Origin of the sequence: Anoxybacillus sp. LAT27 (assembly GCF_022030075.1) — a bacterium.
Classification (GTDB): domain Bacteria; phylum Bacillota; class Bacilli; order Bacillales; family Anoxybacillaceae; genus Anoxybacillus; species Anoxybacillus kestanbolensis.
In genome coordinates this window covers 1-16387 of the sequence record NZ_JAIWYK010000068.1, presented here as the reverse complement: position 1 = coordinate 16387, position 16387 = coordinate 1, and the positions used below count along the sequence as shown (strand labels likewise).

The following is a 16387-nucleotide window of genomic DNA, read 5'->3' as shown; positions in this document are numbered from 1 at the left end:
GGCAAAAAAAATGCCTGCAAGTTTATTGTTGCAGGCTTTTTGGCAATGTTCCTTCCGGGCTAATAAGCGCAACGGAGAAGTCGTCTGTAAAAATCGTTTGCGCCATGCGGTCAACGCTTTCTTTTGTTACGCGATCAATGCTTTCAATAATTTCGTCAAGCGAGCGGTGACGGCCGAGTAACAGTTCATTTTTTCCATTTCGACTCATACGACTGTTCGTACTTTCTAAACTTAACATTAAGTTCCCTTTCATTTGCTCTTTACTATTTTCTAACTCTTTTTCAGTAATGCCATCTTGTTTCAATTGTTCAATTGTTTGTTGAATCGTATCGAATAAAAGATCAAGTTGTTGGCTGCCTGTCCCACCATAAATTGTTACCATCCCTCCGTCGCGATATGCGGAATGGTATGAGAAAATGGAATAAGCTAATCCACGTTGTTCGCGTACTTCTTGGAAAAGACGACTGCTCATGCTTCCGCCTAAAATGTTGTTTAAAATAATTAAGCTATAAACATCTTCATGACCAATTGGTAACCCATTAAATCCAATGCATACGTGCGCTTGCTCTGTCTCTTTTTTGCGCGCGATTTTATTCGGGTAAAACGATGGTGCTACATACACGTCGTTCCCTTTTTGTCTCGTAAACGAACCGAAGTAAGCTTCTACTTGTTGAATAAACGACTCATCGACATTCCCTGCGATCGAAATGACGACCCGATCTGGCGTATACGTCTCGTACATGTATTGGCGCAACGTATCACCCGTGAACGCCGCCAACGTTTGTTCTGTTCCTAAGATCGGATAACCGAGCGGGTGGTTGCCGTAACTTGCCTTACTTAATAGATCATGAACGAGATCATCTGGCGTATCTTCATACATTTTAATTTCTTCGAATACAACATTTTTTTCTTTTTGTAATTCTTCGTCTACAAACGTCGAATGGAAGAACATATCGGCTAGTATGTCTAAAGCAAATGACGCATGTGTATCTAACACTTTGGCATAATAGCACGTGTACTCTTTTGACGTAAACGCATTGACTTGACCGCCAATGCGATCGAACGATTCCGCAATATCGCGCGCTGTGCGCGTTTTCGTTCCTTTAAAAAACATATGTTCAAGAAAGTGTGAAATGCCGTTGTTTTGTTCATTTTCATTGCGTGATCCGGTGCCGATCCAAATGCCGATCGCCACGGATCGAACCGTTGGAATGTGTTCGAGTACAACTCTTACCCCGTTTTGACACGTATATGTTTTAATCAAGTCCCTTCCTCCTACTTTTTACAATTCTTTCCTCATTTAATAATGTGGACACATCGTCGATAACATATTCTTGTTTTTGTAATGATTGAATTAACGGTTGTAACGCTTTTACTGTTGATACAGTTGGATGCATTAAAATCATCGCCCCGTTGTTCACTTTTGATGTTACTCGTTCCACTATAACAGAAGGCGATGGTTTTTGCCAATCAATTGTATCGACCGTCCATAAAATCGTGTACATCCCAAGCTCATGAGCGATGTATACGACATCATCTCGATAGCTGCCGCTTGGCGGAGCAAATAGACGAGGTTTTATTCCTGTTGCTGCCTCAATTGCATCATTTGTTTTGACAATTTGTTCCCGAATGGCTTGTTTACTCATCGTTTTCATATCGGGATGGTTGTATGAATGATTGCCAATTTCATGCCCGGCATCTGCAATCATTTTCGCTAGTTGTGGATTTTCTTTTACCCAACGCCCTTCTAAAAAAAACGTTGCACGTACGTTGTATTTTTCAAGAATATGTAACATACTTGGGATATGTTCGCTTCCCCATGCAACATTAATTAAAAAAGAGACCATCGGTTTGTCTGGATGTCCCCGATAAATAGGCGATGGGGGCAAATCAGATAAGTGAATAGACGGCGATACTTGTTTATATACAAGCTGTTGTTCAGAAAATGTCCCATTTTGCTTCATTTGCTTATATGATGCCTCAACATCTACGACTAGCCCATTATATCCAGGAATGGCTTTCCATACAGCATCTATTTTCGCATTTTGCGCAGGAATATTATACTGCTTTGCTCGCTCCGTAATTTGAATATATAGCGGATCGCTTTGTTTTGCCACCGTCACATGCCGTAACTCATGGATGTACGTTGTCGTCCATGGGTTTTGTACAATCATAGCCGCCATACATATGATCATCGTTAAGAAAAACGCTCGCCGCACGCTTCGTCCCTCCTTTTCTAATAAAGAGGGTATGTGTAAGAAGGACAAGGTAGAACGGGCATGAAAAAATTTTACACACAGCAAAGAAGCCAAGGGGATGCGAACCCAAGGCTCCAATTTTATTGCTCGGCTTCTTTTTGATCGCGTAATACGGCCTTGCGCGACAAGTTTACGCGACCTTGTTTATCAATTTCTGTTACTTTCACTAAAATTTCATCGCCGATGGAAACAACATCTTCTACCTTTCCGACGCGTTCCTCCGCTAATTCTGAAATGTGTACAAGACCATCTTTTCCACTAAACAATTCGACAAACGCTCCAAATTTTTCAATCCGTTTCACTTTGCCTAAATATACTTGTCCAACTTCCACTTCACGAACGATATCTTCAATGATCTTTTTCGCTTTTTTGTTCATTTCTTCATTTACTGATGAAATGAAGATCGTTCCATCTTGTTCGATATCAATTTTTACGCCTGTTTCTTCAATAATTTTGTTAATTTGCTTTCCGCTTGGACCGATCACATCACGAATTTTATCAGGATTAATTTGCATCGTTAAAATTTTCGGTGCATACGGCGATAGCTCTTTACGCGGTTCGCTAATCGTTTGCATCATATGTTTTAAAATTTCGAGACGACCTTTGCGCGCTTGTTGCAACGCTTCTTCTAAAATTTCACGAGACAATCCTTTAATTTTAATATCCATTTGCAAGGCGGTGACCCCTTTTTCTGTACCGGCCACTTTAAAGTCCATGTCACCAAGATGGTCTTCCATACCTTGAATATCTGTTAAAATCGTATAATGTTCACCGCTTTTCACAAGCCCCATCGCAATACCTGCAACAGGTGCTTTAATCGGCACTCCCGCATCCATCATGGCAAGCGTACTTGCACAAATGCTTGCTTGAGACGTGGAACCGTTTGATTCTAACACTTCAGACACGAGACGAATCGTATATGGGAACTCTTTTTCAGATGGGATGACTGGCTCAAGTGCACGCTCACCAAGCGCACCATGCCCGATTTCACGACGGCCTGGTCCACGCATCGCTCCTGTTTCTCCAACGGAGAATGGCGGGAAGTTGTAATGATGCATAAACCGCTTCGTTTCTTCAATGCCAAGTCCATCTAAAATTTGCACATCACCAAGTGCTCCGAGCGTACATACACTAAGTGCTTGCGTCTGCCCCCGCGTAAACAAACCAGATCCGTGCGTACGTGGCAAAAGTCCAATAGCTGATGAAAGCGGGCGAATTTCATCGACTTTTCGTCCATCCGGGCGCACTTTTTCTTCTGTAATTAAGCGACGCACTTCTTCTTTCACAAGTTTATGTAAAATTTCTTTTACTTGTTTAATCGTTTCTTCGTCCGCTTCTTGGTCTTCGTACGCAGCAACAACTTCCGCTTTTAATTGTTCAATCGCTGCCTCACGCGCCAATTTCTCAGGTACTTGAACAGCTCGTTTCACTTCCCCTTCCACGCGCGCACGAATCTCTGCTTCTAGCTGAGCGTCAAGTTCATAGAGGACAACTTCCATTTTCTCTTTGCCGACTTTTGCCGCGATATCTTCTTGAAAGGCGATAAGACGCTTAATTTCTTCATGGCCAAACATGATCGCTTCAAGCATAACTTCCTCTGGTACTTCATTGGCTCCTGCTTCGACCATGTTAATTGCGTCTTTTGTTCCTGCAACAATGAGATGCATATCACTTTGTTCCATTTGTGCGATAGACGGGTTGATGACAAACTGCCCATTTACGCGACCAACTGTCACTCCTGCAATCGGTCCTTCAAACGGAATATCGGAAATCGTTAACGCAAGGGAAGACCCAAACATGGCTGCCATTTCCGGTGAGCAGTCTTGATCAACGCTCATGACCATGCTGACAACTTGCACTTCGTTTCGAAATCCTTCCGCAAACAATGGACGGATCGGACGGTCAATGAGACGGCTCGCTAAAATCGCTTTTTCACTCGGACGCCCCTCGCGCTTAATAAATCCCCCTGGAATTTTACCGACAGCGTATAACCGTTCTTCATAGTTCACCGTTAACGGAAAAAAATCTACGCTTTTTGGTTCTTTCGATGCTGTCGCTGTGCTCAATACGACCGTATCGCCGTAACGCACTAATACAGCGCCGTTTGCTTGCTTGGCTAATTCGCCAATTTCAACAGTTAGCGGCCGACCTGCCCAGTCGATCGAAAACACATGTTTTTCTTGTTCCATATAAACCGAGTACCCCTCTCTATGTACAAGTGAAAAATCGTATTTGTTTTAGTATAATCAAATATCGGTGCAAATACTAATAAAAAGCGGGAATGCTCCCGCTTTTTACTTATCGGCGTAATCCGAGTTTGTTGATCAATTCACGATAACGGTTGATGTCTTTGTTGCGTAAGTACGTAAGTAAGTTACGACGACGACCAACCATTTTCAAAAGACCACGACGAGAATGATGGTCTTTACGATGAACGCGTAAATGATCGTTCAAGTTGTTAATTTGCTCTGTAAGGATAGCAACTTGTACTTCAGGAGAACCTGTGTCAGTTTCGTGAATTTTGAACTGGTTGATGATCTCGTTTTTACGCTCTTGTGTTAATGCCATCCTTGTTCACCTCCTCTTTTTTCAGCCCCAATTACCGAGCAAACGGCGGTGACTCGTATTGCCCAGCAATGGTTAACATACATTAAATAGAATACATGTTTTTCCGATAAAATGCAAGGGGGTTTTGAAAATATTCGCGTGCCGCTTGCGCATCGCGATGAATTTGTTCAATCAACTCTTGAACAGAAGAAAACGCTCGTTCATCACGCAATCGTTTATGCCATTGGATCGATACGCTCGCACCGTAAATGTCTGCTGAGAAATCGAATACATGCACTTCAATCGTTGGCTCTTTCGGCTGTTCCGTATGAAATGTCGGCTTATACCCAACGTTACATACTCCCGTCCACGTGTTACCGTCAATCGTGACCGTTACCGCATATACCCCGATACGCGGAATGATGTAATCATCGTCAAGCGCAACGTTCGCCGTTGGAAATCCGATTGTACGCCCGCGTTTATCCCCATGAACAACCTTGCCTGTTACTTCATATAATCGCCCAAGCAAATGCGGAAGTTGCTCAACGTCCCCTTCAGCTAAACACTGGCGAATATATGTCGAACTAATTTTCTCTTTGCCAAACGTCTGTTTTGGAATAACCGTTTGTGTAAATTGTTGACGGGAATGAAATGGCAATGTTTCCATCGTCCCTTTCCCTAAGCGACCGTACGTAAAGTCAAACCCTGCCACAACGTGTTTCACACCGAGTCCGATGATATATTCATCGACAAATTGTTGTGGCAACAAATGGGCAAATGCTGGTGTAAATTCAACGACGTATAAATAATCGATACCGAGTTTAGCTATTTGTTTTTCTTTTTCTTTTAATGGCGTAATAAAATGAACATGTTGCTTCGAGCGCCCTAGCACGACAGACGGATGCGGATGAAACGTCATAACCGCACTTTTATATTGATGATCGTCCGCAATTCGCTTCGCTGTCTGAATCACTTTTTGGTGCCCAAGATGAACACCGTCAAAATATCCGAGTGCCATGACAAGCGGACCATTGTTTTTTTCGTTTAACGGATGGGAAAGCCAAATCGTTTTCATTGTTTTCACCTACAATACTTTTAAAGGTTTCATACAGCCTTGCTTTGTCGGATGAGGCATGTAAATCGCTAATGCTTCACCTTGCTTATTTATCATCAATAGACGCGTAGGCATGTCAGACAGGGCTGGCAAAAGCGCTCCGTTTTTTACTTTTCTCTCTTCTTCATCATTCAGTACATATGTCGGCAAATGGGCTAACGCTCGTTTAATCGGTAAAAGTAGCATATGTGCAGTACCAGCCGACAGGTGTTGTTCGATGTCAGCAAATGTCACACATTGATCAAGCGTAAACGATCCGGACGCTGTGCGAACAAGGCGGGACATATGCGCTGGGTATCCAAGTTGTTCGCCTATTTGAACCGCAAGTGTACGCACATATGTCCCTTTACTACACGTCACCCGAAAACGAAACGATATACGTTCACCTGCAAATACTTGCCTGTCATCAAGGAGTTGCAACTCGTAAATATGCACATGTCGTTTCGGTCGTTCGACATCAATCCCTGCACGCGCATACTCATACAATTTTTTTCCATTTACCTTTACTGCAGAATACATCGGTGGAGTTTGTTCAATTTCCCCTGTCAGCTTAGCCAATACATGTTCAATTTCATGGCGAGCGATCGACCGCTCTATCGGTTTGATTGAAACAACATCGCCCGATGCGTCTTCTGTTGTCGTTGCTATCCCTAACGTCACTTCTCCTTCATACGTTTTTTTCTCCGCTGTTAATAGCTCAACAATTTTTGTTGCTTTGCCAATGCAAATGGGCAACACACCACATACGTCAGGATCGAGCGTTCCTGTATGACCAACTTTTTTCGTTTGAAATAGCTTACGAATGCGCATGACACAGTCGTGCGACGTCATGCCCGCAGGTTTATGTAACAATAACACTCCGTCCATCGCTTCACCTCTAAAATAGCGGAAATGGATAGACGCATGTCTATCCATTATTCTTCTTTATGTTCTTTTTCTTCGGAAATTTGTTTAATTAAACTTTCAATGCGTTGTCCGTAATCAATTGTTTCATCAATTTCAAAGTAAATTTCTGGAGTCTTGCGCAAACGAATACGCTGACCGATTTCCGAACGAATAAATCCAGTTGCTTTTGCTAATCCTTTGAGCGTATTTTTCTTTTGTTCTTCATCTCCAAGAACCGAAATATACACTTTTGCTTGTTGCAAATCGCCCGTTACTCGAACATCTGTTACAGTAACGAAGCCAATGCGTGGGTCTTTTAGTTTGCGACCGATAATATCACTTAACTCTTTTTTCATTTGTTCGCCTACACGTGTGGCTCGCAAACTCATGATCATCACCTCGATTAAAACCACTCGAATGTTGTAACTGTTCGTTCGATTTCTGGAAACGAATCAATGAATTGCAACGTACGTTGAAGCTCTTGTTCCGTCGCAGCTCGTTCGGCCGTAATAGCTACAATTCCAAGCTTCGTTCGTTGCCATACGTCTTGATAATCGACTTCAGCTACTGATATATTATATTTTTGTTTGAGCCGTGTGATAATGCGTTGCAACACGGCTCGCTTTTCTTTTAATGATTGGACGTCGTAAATGATGCATTCACATTCGACGTATCCGATCATTTGCGTACCACTTCTTGCATGACATACGCTTCGATAACGTCGCCTTCTTTAATATCGTTAAAGTTTTTAATCGTTATTCCGCACTCGTATCCTTGTGCCACTTCTTTTACATCGTCTTTGTAACGTTTTAACGTATCGATTTGTCCTTCATAAACGACGATGCCTTGACGAATGAGGCGAACGCTACTATCGCGCGTAATTTTCCCATCTGTTACATAGCATCCTGCAATTGTACCAACTTTCGATACTTTAAATGTTTGACGAACTTCTGCTTGACCGATGACTTTTTCTTCATACTCCGGATCAAGCATCCCTTTCATCGCCGCTTCAATTTCTTCAATGACTTTGTAAATGATGCGGTGGAGACGAATGTCTACTTTTTCTGCTTCTGCGACACGTTTGGCGTTCGCATCCGGACGAACGTTAAAGCCGATAACAATCGCATTCGATGCCGAGGCAAGCATAATGTCGTACTCTGTTACTGCCCCAACACCAGAGTGAATAATTTTCACTCGCACACCTTCGACTTCGATTTTTTGCAATGCGGCAACGAGCGCTTCGACAGAACCTTGTACATCCGCTTTGACGATAATGTTTAACTCTTTCATTTCGCCTTGCTTAATTTTTTCAAACAAGTCGTCTAGGCTGACACGCGCTTTTACACTTCGTTGTTGAGCAATTTGTTTTTGCGCACGCGCTTCGCCAATTTGACGCGCTTTTTTCTCATCTTCGAATACCATGAAGCGATCGCCTGCTTGCGGTACTTCGTTTAATCCCGTAATTTCAACAGGGGTAGATGGACCTGCCTCTTTCACGCGACGACCAAGATCGTTTGTCATTGCCCGCACGCGTCCGTACGTATAACCAACAACAATTGGATCACCGACACGCAATGTACCCGATTGAACGAGAAGGGTTGCAACCGGACCGCGACCTTTATCTAATTTTGCTTCAATGACCGTTCCTGTCGCACGGCGGTTTGGATTTGCTTTTAGTTCTTCCATTTCACTCACAAGCAAAATCATTTCGAGTAAGTTGTCAATTCCTTCGCCCGTTAACGCCGATAATTTACAATAAATTGTATCTCCGCCCCATTCTTCTGGAACGAGTTCGTATTCCATTAACTCCTGCATGACGCGATCAGGGTTCGCTGTTGGTTTGTCGATTTTATTGACCGCGACGATGATTGGAACTTTTGCCGCCTTCGCATGGTTAATCGCTTCAACAGTTTGTGGCATTACACCATCATCGGCTGCAACAACAAGGATGACGATATCCGTTACTTGTGCTCCACGCGCACGCATCGTTGTGAACGCCTCATGACCCGGTGTATCTAAAAACGTAATTTTTTTGCCGTTCACCATGACTTGGTACGCACCGATATGTTGTGTAATACCGCCCGCCTCTTGTTCTGTCACTTTCGTATGACGAATCGAGTCAAGCAACGTTGTTTTGCCGTGGTCAACGTGTCCCATAATCGTGACGACAGGTGGACGTTCGACTAAATCTTCTGGGTTATCGACAATTTCAATTGTCTCAAATTCTGTTTCGTCAATCGTTACTTTTTCTTCTACTTCCACACCGTAATCGGAGCAAATTAACTCGATCGCATCTTTATCTAAATCTTTGTTAATCGTTGCAATAATGCCGAGCATAAATAACTTTTTAATAATTTCAGAAGGCTCTTTACCTAGTTTTTTCGCTAGCTCAGCAACCGTTAATGAGCCTTCAAATGTAATTTTTTTCGGAAGCTCTTTTTCTTTTTTCTTTTGCACTTCTTGTTGTGGAGCTTGCTGAGGTTTTTGTTTTTTATTTTTTTTGTTATTGAAAATTTTCTTTTCTTTTTGTTGGATTTGCAAGTCGTGTTTTTTCCCTTCGCGATTTTTGACTACTGCTTTTTTAATCGGTACTTTCGTTTGAATGACCTCATCTTCGTCTTCTTCAAACTGTTCTAAAACAGGCTTTTTCACAGGTGCCTTCTTTTCTTCTTTTTTTGCTTCTTGTTTTTGTTCTTGTTTTTGTCCTTTGTTAAATGAACGATCTAATTTTTCAACAACGTCCGCTTCAATCATCGTCATATGATTAGATACGTCGATGTTCATTTCTTTCAGTTTATGGATGACATCTTTACTTGACACATTATGTTTTTTCGCATATTCGTATACACGCATTTTTGACATACATTCACCCCCAAAATGTTAGAGCATCGTTTTCAGCTTTTGTGCGAATCCTTCATCTGTAATCGCTACAACAACCCGTGCTCCTTTTCCAATCGCCCCACCTAATTCGTGGCGATTATCTACGTAACAAAGCGGAACGCGATAAAACGCGCATTTATCGGAAATTTTTTTTCTTGTATTTTCTGACGCATCTTCCGATAAAATGACAAGCTTCGCGCGTTTACGCTGAATTTCTTTTACAACAAGCTCTTCTCCCGAAATGACTTTGCGCGCCCGATTCGCCAGTCCGAGAAAAGAGACCCATGGTTTATGATTCATTTGTTTCTCTGTTCTCCTTCTCGGCAAGCTGTAATAGCTGTTCGTAAATCGAATCGTCAATAGTCGCTTTTAAATGATGCGCAAGTGTATTTTTCTTTTTCGCAAGCAAAATGCACTCTTTACTTAACGTAATGTACGCACCGCGCCCGGCTTTTTTTCCGGTCGGATCAATCGACACATCGCCTTCTTTCGAACGAACGATGCGAATGAGCTCTTTTTTCGGCTTCATTTCCCCTGTGACAACACATTTACGCATCGGAATTTTTTTTGGCATGTTATTCCACCTCACTAATCTCCTCTTCGTCAACTTCGAACGATGATGAAGAACGAGGGTAAATACCTAATTGTTCCGCTTCCGATTGACTTTTAATATCAATTTTCCAATTTGTTAATTTTGCCGCTAAACGAGCATTTTGACCACGTTTTCCGATCGCAAGCGATAATTGATAATCCGGCACAATGACCGTCGTCGCTTTCTCTTCTTCATTCACGATGACGTCAAGCACTTTAGATGGACTTAACGCATTGGCTACAAATTCGACTGGATCGGCTGACCAGCGAACGATATCGATTTTTTCGCCCTTTAACTCGTTTACAATCGCTTGCACTCGTTGTCCCTTTGGTCCAACACATGCACCAACCGGATCGACTTCTGGGTTATCCGAATGAACGGAAATTTTCGAGCGATCTCCTGCTTCGCGTGCAACAGACTTAATTTCGACCGTACCGTCATAAATCTCCGGCACTTCTAATTCAAACAATCGTTTTAGTAGTCCTGGATGTGTGCGCGATACGTAAATTTGTGGTCCTTTTGTCGTTTTCTCTACTTTTGTAATGTACACTTTAATGCGATCATGCGGCTTATATGTTTCATTCGGCATTTGTTCGCTCACCGGAAGCAACGCCTCGATTTTGCCAAGGCTGACGTAAATAAATTTTGAGTCCGTCCGTTGTACAATGCCAGTCATAATATCTTCTTCACGATCAACAAACTCGGCATAAATGACGCCTCGTTCCGCTTCACGGACGCGCTGCGTGACGACTTGTTTCGCTGTTTGGGCAGCGATGCGCCCAAAGTTTTTCGGTGTTACTTCAATTTCAACGACATCGCCTACTTGATAATTCGGATTGATTCGCTTCGCCTCGTCAAGGGAAATTTCTAAGCGTGAATCGTACACTTCATCAACGACTTCTTTGCGTGCAAATACGCGAATCGTTCCCGTTTCTTGATTAAAATCAACGCGAACGTTTTGTGCTTGATTAAAATTGCGCTTATAAGCGGACACGATCGCCGCCTCTATCGCTTCAATTAACACTTCTTTACTAATACCTTTATCGCGCTCAAGCGCCGTTAAGGCATCTAACAACTCTGTATTCATGAACCGGTCGTCCCCCTCTAATGTGAATTAAGAAAAGATGACAGCTAGCCGTGCACTAGCTACTTTTTCATATGGAATTGTGATTGTTTTTTTCTTTGTTTTCACTTTCACTTCTACCGTCACGGTTTGCCCATCAAACGCGGTCAACAACCCTTCGAACTCTTTTTGACCGTCAATCGGTTCATACGTTTTCACATAAACGTTTTTTCCGACAGCGCGTTCGAAGTCTCTCGTCTTTTTAAGCGGACGCTCCGCCCCCGGTGATGATACTTCTAAAAAATAATTGTGGGGAATAGGGTCGATTTCATCAAGCTTTTCGCTTAACCGCTCACTTACGACACCGCATTGATCGATATCAACTCCCGTTGGGGAATCGATAAACACACGCAAAAACCAATTCTTACCTTCTTTCACATATTCAATATCGACAAGCTCCAACCCCATATGCGTGACGATCGGGGTGACAAGCTCTTCGACGATGTGTGTAACTTTTTTCATATTGGTCCTCCTAACTGCAAGAAAATCCCTTGCAACAGCAAGGAATCTCGAATCAATACGAAAGAGTGGGTTTCCCCACTCTTTTTGTCCATTATCTTTACCATTTCCACTAGAACTATAACATATTGGCAAAAAAATTGCAACTCATTTAAAAGAGTGATAATTGATTGTGATCCGGCAACGACTGCAAACAGCCTCTGCTTTCAAGATATTCTAAAATCGTTTTCGATACTTTGCCGCGTTGTTGCAAATCTTCTTTCGATAAAAACTCGCCTTCCTCACGAGCACGTACGATGCTATGCGCTACGTTCGTCCCAAGTCCCGGAATGGCATTAAACGGCGGAATAAGCGAATTGCCATCAATAATAAACTCGGTTGCTTGTGAGCGGTACAAATCAATATGTTTAAACGAAAAACCCCGTTCACACATTTCTAGCGCGATTTCAAGTACGGTTAGCAAGTTCTTTTCTTTCGCTGACGCATCAAGCCCTTTCGCTTGAATTTCCTCAATGCGTCGACGAATCGCCGCAGATCCTTGAATCATGACATCTAAATCAAAATCTTCTGCACGTACGGTAAAATACGATGCATAGTAAAGGAGCGGATGATGTACTTTAAAGTACGCAATGCGTACCGCCATGAGAACGTAGGCTGCCGCATGCGCTTTCGGGAACATATACTTAATTTTTTTACATGATTCAATATACCATTCTGGTACGTCATGTTTGCGCATTTCTTCTTCAAATTCTGCCGTCAATCCTTTTCCTTTACGAACGGATTCCATAATTTTAAATGCTAATGACGGTTCTAAACCGCGATAAATTAAATACACCATAATGTCGTCACGACATCCAATCACTTCTGATAGCGTACATGTGCCGTTTTGAATAAGCTCTTGCGCGTTGCCAAGCCAAACGTCCGTCCCGTGCGATAAGCCCGAAATTTGCACAAGCTCGGAAAACGTTTTTGGCTTTGTTTCTTCTAACATTTGACGAACGAAGCGCGTACCGAACTCTGGGATACCGAGCGTTCCTGTGTTACACATAATTTGTTCCGGTGTCACCCCGAGCGATTCTGTGCTACTAAAAATTTTCATCACTTCAGGATCATCTGTTGGAATCGTCTTCGGATCAATTCCACTCAAATCTTGTAACATCCGAATGACTGTCGGATCATCGTGCCCGAGAATATCGAGTTTTAATAAATTGTCGTGAATAGAGTGGAAATCAAAGTGCGTCGTCCGCCATTCTGCTTCTGTATCGTCGGCTGGATATTGAATTGGCGTAAAATCATAAATGTCCATGTAATCTGGAACGACGATAATACCTCCTGGATGTTGCCCTGTCGTTCGTTTCACTCCCGTACATCCAGCAGCTAAACGATCGATTTCTGCCGCACGTACATGAAGATTTTTATCGCTTATATACCCTTTGACAAATCCGTACGCCGTTTTGTCAGCAACTGTACCAATCGTTCCAGCACGATATACGTTATCTTCACCGAATAGCACTTTCGTATAGTTATGCGCTCGCGGTTGATACTCGCCTGAGAAGTTCAAGTCAATATCCGGTACTTTATCACCTTTGAATCCTAAAAACGTCTCGAATGGAATGTCGTGCCCATCTTTATTGTACCGCGCACCACATTTTGGACAGTCTTTATCAGGCAAGTCAAATCCCGAGCCGACCGAACCATCATCGAAAAACTCAGAGTGTTTGCAGTTCGGGCAAACGTAATGCGGCGGAAGCGGGTTCACCTCTGTAATTTCGGTCATCGTCGCAACAAACGATGAGCCAACTGAACCACGTGAACCGACAAGATAGCCGTCATCAAGCGATTTTTTTACGAGTTTATGAGAGATTAAATAAATGACTGCAAAGCCGTGACCAATAATGCTTTTCAACTCTTTTTCTAACCGTTTCTCAACGATGTCCGGAAGCGGATCACCATAAATGCTCTTCGCTCGTTCGTAACTCATTCGCCGAATTTCTTCGTCCGCTCCTTCAATTTTTGGGGTGTACAACTCATCTTTAATCGGTTTTACTTCCCCAATGAGATCGGCAATTTTTTTTGTATTCGTAACGACAATTTCTTTTGCTTTTTGTTCACCAAGAAACGAAAATGCTTCTAACATTTCGTTTGTTGTACGGAAGTGAACGTTTGGCAGTTCATGACGATTTAACGGATTGCCACCGGATTGTGAATGAATTAAAATTTTGCGATAAATTTTATCTTCTTGGTTCATGTAATGCACGTTTCCTGTCGCAACAACTGGGATGCCGAGCCGTTCACCAAGTTGTACAATGTTTGTAATAATTTCTTTTACGGCTCCTTCGTCGCGTACATATTCCATTTCAATAAGCGGAGCGTACACTTCTGGCGGATGCACTTCAAGGAAATCATAAAACGGGGCAATCGCCTCTGCTTCTTCGATCCCTTTTTGCATCATCGCTTCAAATAGTTCCCCTTTATCGCATCCTGATCCGACTAAAATACCCTCACGATGTTGTTGCAAGACGGAACGCGGAATACGGGGAACACGATAAAAATAGTTCACATGTGAAAGCGATACGAGTTTAAATAAATTTTTTAACCCCACTTCATTTTGGACAAGCAACGTGGCATGAAACGGCCGAGATCGTTGAAACGCTCCTTGTTCTTTTGATGCTTCGTTTAATTGATCAATGTATTGAATTCCTTTTTCATCAAGTTCTTTCAACAAATGAATGAGTAAATACCCTGTCGCTTCTGCGTCATAAATGGCACGATGGTGTTGGGTTAATTCAATATTGAATTTTTTACAAAGCGTGTTTAAACGATGGTTTTTTAGCTCTGGATATAAGTAACGAGCAAGTTCAAGTGTGTCAATCACTGGATTAGTTACTTTGCCACGATTGATTTTCTTAAATCCTGCATTTAAAAAGCCAATATCAAACGTTGCATTATGGGCAACGAGCACGCAGTCATCGATCCAATGATAAAATTTTTCTAATACTTCTTCGACGTCTGGTGCATCTTTTAACATATCATCTGTAATTTTTGTTAATTCAATAGTTGTCGCAGAAAGCGGATGATGCGGGTTAGCAAATGACTCAAAACGGTCGATAATTTCTCCGTTTTTGACTTTGACCGCTGCTAATTCAATAATTGTATCGTATACGGCCGACAGTCCTGTCGTTTCCACGTCAAACACGACAAACGTATCGTCCATGAGCCGTCGATGCGCTTCATTGTAAGCGATCGGTACCCCGTCATCAACAATATTAGCCTCTAGTCCATATAAAATTTTCACACCATATTTTTTTCCCGCACTATACGCTTCCGGAAACGACTGAACAACGGCATGGTCCGTCACAGCAATCGCCTCATGTCCCCATTTTTTCGCTTGTTCAACGAGTTTTGTAATCGAAGCGACCGCATCCATTTGACTCATTTGTGTGTGGACGTGCAATTCCACACGTTTTTCCTCGGCTGTATCTTGTCGCTCGTTCGGCTTTATTTCATTTAGGTCGTTCGCAATGAGCACAAGATCGCGCACAAACGTATCGTTTTGCACGCTACCGCGCACTTTAACCCACATACCTTTTTTTACACGTTGCATTAATTCCGCATCTTCTTTATCGCGTGAAAACATTTTCACAAGAATAGAGTTTGTATAGTCCGTCATTTTTAACGTCAATAACGTACGGCCACTTTTTAGTTCTTTTGCCTCGGCATCAAAGACGTATCCTTGTACGACGACACGACGTTCTTCTTCCACAATTTGATCGAGCGAACGAATATGTTCTTCATCTTTAATTTGATAGCCAATTACAAGCGGGCCGCTTGCTTCGGTTATATTTGTCTCTTCTTGTTTCGGCATCGCTTCCATAAATGCGGCTAACGCTCGTTCTTCATCTTCTTTTTGTTTTTGAGCTAAAAATTGTTCAAACTGTTGCGCATCATGTTTCACGCCCGCTTCTAATTGTAAGTGAGGAAAGCCAAACGATACATACGTCTCAGTAAACAATGGCGCAAATCTTTTTTTTAGTGCAATCGCTTCTGCTTCGTTGCGCGCTTGCACAGTGACTTTCGTCCCCTTCACTTCCGGTTGTTGCTGTGTAAGTAATGAAAAAAGAGGGGAGCTTTGTTGAATCGTCTCAACAAAGAGCGGCCAATACGACACAATATCTTCAACAGTAAACGTTTGATCCTCTGCTTCAATGGTACATTGCACGTGAGCGATATGACGAAATTGTTCGATTAAACGTTTACGAAACTCGGCATATACATTCGCTCGTAAAATCGTAGGAAATTGAAAATAAAAATGCCAACATTTCGTTTGTTTATTAACAACAACTTTGTTAATCCGTCCGTGTGCTAAGTCGTTTGCTATACTCGAAGAAGTGAGCTGTAGTTGTTGTAGTAAAATAGAAAATCGCTCTTTTTGTTCTTCTCTCATCGTTGTTCGTTAAACCGTTACAGAAAACTTACAAGACTTTATAAGAAACTTATAAAAGTCTATGTTTCCTTCCTTGTTCATCGCG

General features: G+C 42.4%; 14 protein-coding genes. All 14 read right to left on the bottom strand.

The window, feature by feature from the left end; all coding sequences use genetic code 11:
• Positions 1-22: 22 nt before the first annotated feature.
• The 14 genes from LD028_RS06125 to LD028_RS06060 all read right to left on the bottom strand — a co-directional run bounded on the left by LD028_RS06125 (position 23) and on the right by LD028_RS06060 (position 16302).
• Positions 23-1264, bottom strand: coding sequence for a M16 family metallopeptidase (locus LD028_RS06125; RefSeq protein ID WP_237811278.1), 1242 nt, complete (start codon positions 1262-1264; stop codon positions 23-25).
• Positions 1257-2219 (bottom strand): polysaccharide deacetylase family protein, encoded by a 963-nt coding sequence (locus tag LD028_RS06120; protein ID WP_237811277.1) that lies wholly within the window; start codon positions 2217-2219, stop codon positions 1257-1259. Before LD028_RS06120 ends, LD028_RS06125 begins: the two co-directional genes overlap by 8 nt.
• A 119-nt stretch (positions 2220-2338) precedes the next feature.
• Positions 2339-4447, bottom strand: coding sequence for a polyribonucleotide nucleotidyltransferase (gene pnp / locus LD028_RS06115; RefSeq protein ID WP_077429660.1), 2109 nt, complete (start codon positions 4445-4447; stop codon positions 2339-2341).
• Between the two features lie 109 nt (positions 4448-4556).
• Complete coding sequence (gene rpsO / locus LD028_RS06110; protein WP_004891005.1) at positions 4557-4826, bottom strand: 30S ribosomal protein S15; 270 nt, start codon at positions 4824-4826, stop codon at positions 4557-4559.
• Positions 4827-4908: 82 nt separating this feature from the next.
• On the bottom strand, positions 4909-5880 hold the full coding sequence (gene ribF / locus LD028_RS06105; protein ID WP_237811276.1) for a bifunctional riboflavin kinase/FAD synthetase: 972 nt from the start codon (positions 5878-5880) through the stop codon (positions 4909-4911).
• A 9-nt stretch (positions 5881-5889) separates the two neighbouring features.
• On the bottom strand, positions 5890-6786 hold the full coding sequence (gene truB, locus LD028_RS06100) for a tRNA pseudouridine(55) synthase TruB (RefSeq protein ID WP_237810626.1): 897 nt from the start codon (positions 6784-6786) through the stop codon (positions 5890-5892).
• A gap of 47 nt (positions 6787-6833) precedes the next feature.
• Positions 6834-7193, bottom strand: a complete 360-nt coding sequence (gene rbfA, locus LD028_RS06095) for a 30S ribosome-binding factor RbfA (protein ID WP_003394813.1) — start codon at positions 7191-7193, stop codon at positions 6834-6836.
• Between the two features lie 14 nt (positions 7194-7207).
• Positions 7208-7486 carry a DUF503 domain-containing protein gene (locus LD028_RS06090; RefSeq protein ID WP_237810625.1) on the bottom strand — a complete coding sequence of 93 codons (279 nt, stop codon included), beginning with the start codon at positions 7484-7486 and terminating at the stop codon, positions 7208-7210.
• Positions 7483-9666, bottom strand: a complete 2184-nt coding sequence (infB, locus tag LD028_RS06085) for a translation initiation factor IF-2 (RefSeq protein ID WP_237810624.1) — start codon at positions 9664-9666, stop codon at positions 7483-7485. The genes LD028_RS06090 and infB overlap by 4 nt, the downstream gene beginning before the upstream one ends.
• 18 nt (positions 9667-9684) lie before the next feature.
• Positions 9685-9984 (bottom strand): YlxQ family RNA-binding protein, encoded by a 300-nt coding sequence (locus LD028_RS06080; RefSeq protein ID WP_077429657.1) that lies wholly within the window; start codon positions 9982-9984, stop codon positions 9685-9687.
• Positions 9974-10258, bottom strand: a complete 285-nt coding sequence (rnpM, locus tag LD028_RS06075) for an RNase P modulator RnpM (RefSeq protein ID WP_004891012.1) — start codon at positions 10256-10258, stop codon at positions 9974-9976. Before rnpM ends, LD028_RS06080 begins: the two co-directional genes overlap by 11 nt.
• Position 10259: 1 nt before the next feature.
• A complete protein-coding gene (nusA, locus tag LD028_RS06070; protein WP_077429655.1) occupies positions 10260-11363 on the bottom strand; it encodes a transcription termination factor NusA in 1104 nt (367 codons plus the stop codon).
• Between the two features lie 27 nt (positions 11364-11390).
• Positions 11391-11861 carry a ribosome maturation factor RimP gene (gene rimP / locus LD028_RS06065; RefSeq protein ID WP_077429654.1) on the bottom strand — a complete coding sequence of 157 codons (471 nt, stop codon included), beginning with the start codon at positions 11859-11861 and terminating at the stop codon, positions 11391-11393.
• A gap of 148 nt (positions 11862-12009) precedes the next feature.
• The gene (locus LD028_RS06060) at positions 12010-16302 is read right to left on the bottom strand and encodes a PolC-type DNA polymerase III (protein WP_237810623.1); all 4293 of its coding nucleotides are present in this window, start codon (positions 16300-16302) and stop codon (positions 12010-12012) included.
• Positions 16303-16387 lie beyond the last annotated feature (85 nt).

Excerpts from the sequence above, each read along its gene's own strand:
- pnp (WP_077429660.1), bottom strand. The coding sequence starts at position 4,447 with ATGGAACAAGAAAAACATGTGTTTTCGATCGACTGGGCAGGTCGGCCG.
- rpsO (WP_004891005.1), bottom strand. The coding sequence starts at position 4,826 with ATGGCATTAACACAAGAGCGTAAAAACGAGATCATCAACCAGTTCAAA.
- ribF (WP_237811276.1), bottom strand. The coding sequence starts at position 5,880 with ATGAAAACGATTTGGCTTTCCCATCCGTTAAACGAAAAAAACAATGGT.
- truB (WP_237810626.1), bottom strand. The coding sequence starts at position 6,786 with ATGGACGGAGTGTTATTGTTACATAAACCTGCGGGCATGACGTCGCAC.
- rbfA (WP_003394813.1), bottom strand. The coding sequence starts at position 7,193 with ATGAGTTTGCGAGCCACACGTGTAGGCGAACAAATGAAAAAAGAGTTA.
- LD028_RS06090 (WP_237810625.1), bottom strand. The coding sequence starts at position 7,486 with ATGATCGGATACGTCGAATGTGAATGCATCATTTACGACGTCCAATCA.
- infB (WP_237810624.1), bottom strand. The coding sequence starts at position 9,666 with ATGTCAAAAATGCGTGTATACGAATATGCGAAAAAACATAATGTGTCA.
- LD028_RS06080 (WP_077429657.1), bottom strand. The coding sequence starts at position 9,984 with ATGAATCATAAACCATGGGTCTCTTTTCTCGGACTGGCGAATCGGGCG.
- rnpM (WP_004891012.1), bottom strand. The coding sequence starts at position 10,258 with ATGCCAAAAAAAATTCCGATGCGTAAATGTGTTGTCACAGGGGAAATG.
- nusA (WP_077429655.1), bottom strand. The coding sequence starts at position 11,363 with ATGAATACAGAGTTGTTAGATGCCTTAACGGCGCTTGAGCGCGATAAA.
- rimP (WP_077429654.1), bottom strand. The coding sequence starts at position 11,861 with ATGAAAAAAGTTACACACATCGTCGAAGAGCTTGTCACCCCGATCGTC.
- LD028_RS06060 (WP_237810623.1), bottom strand. The coding sequence starts at position 16,302 with ATGAGAGAAGAACAAAAAGAGCGATTTTCTATTTTACTACAACAACTA.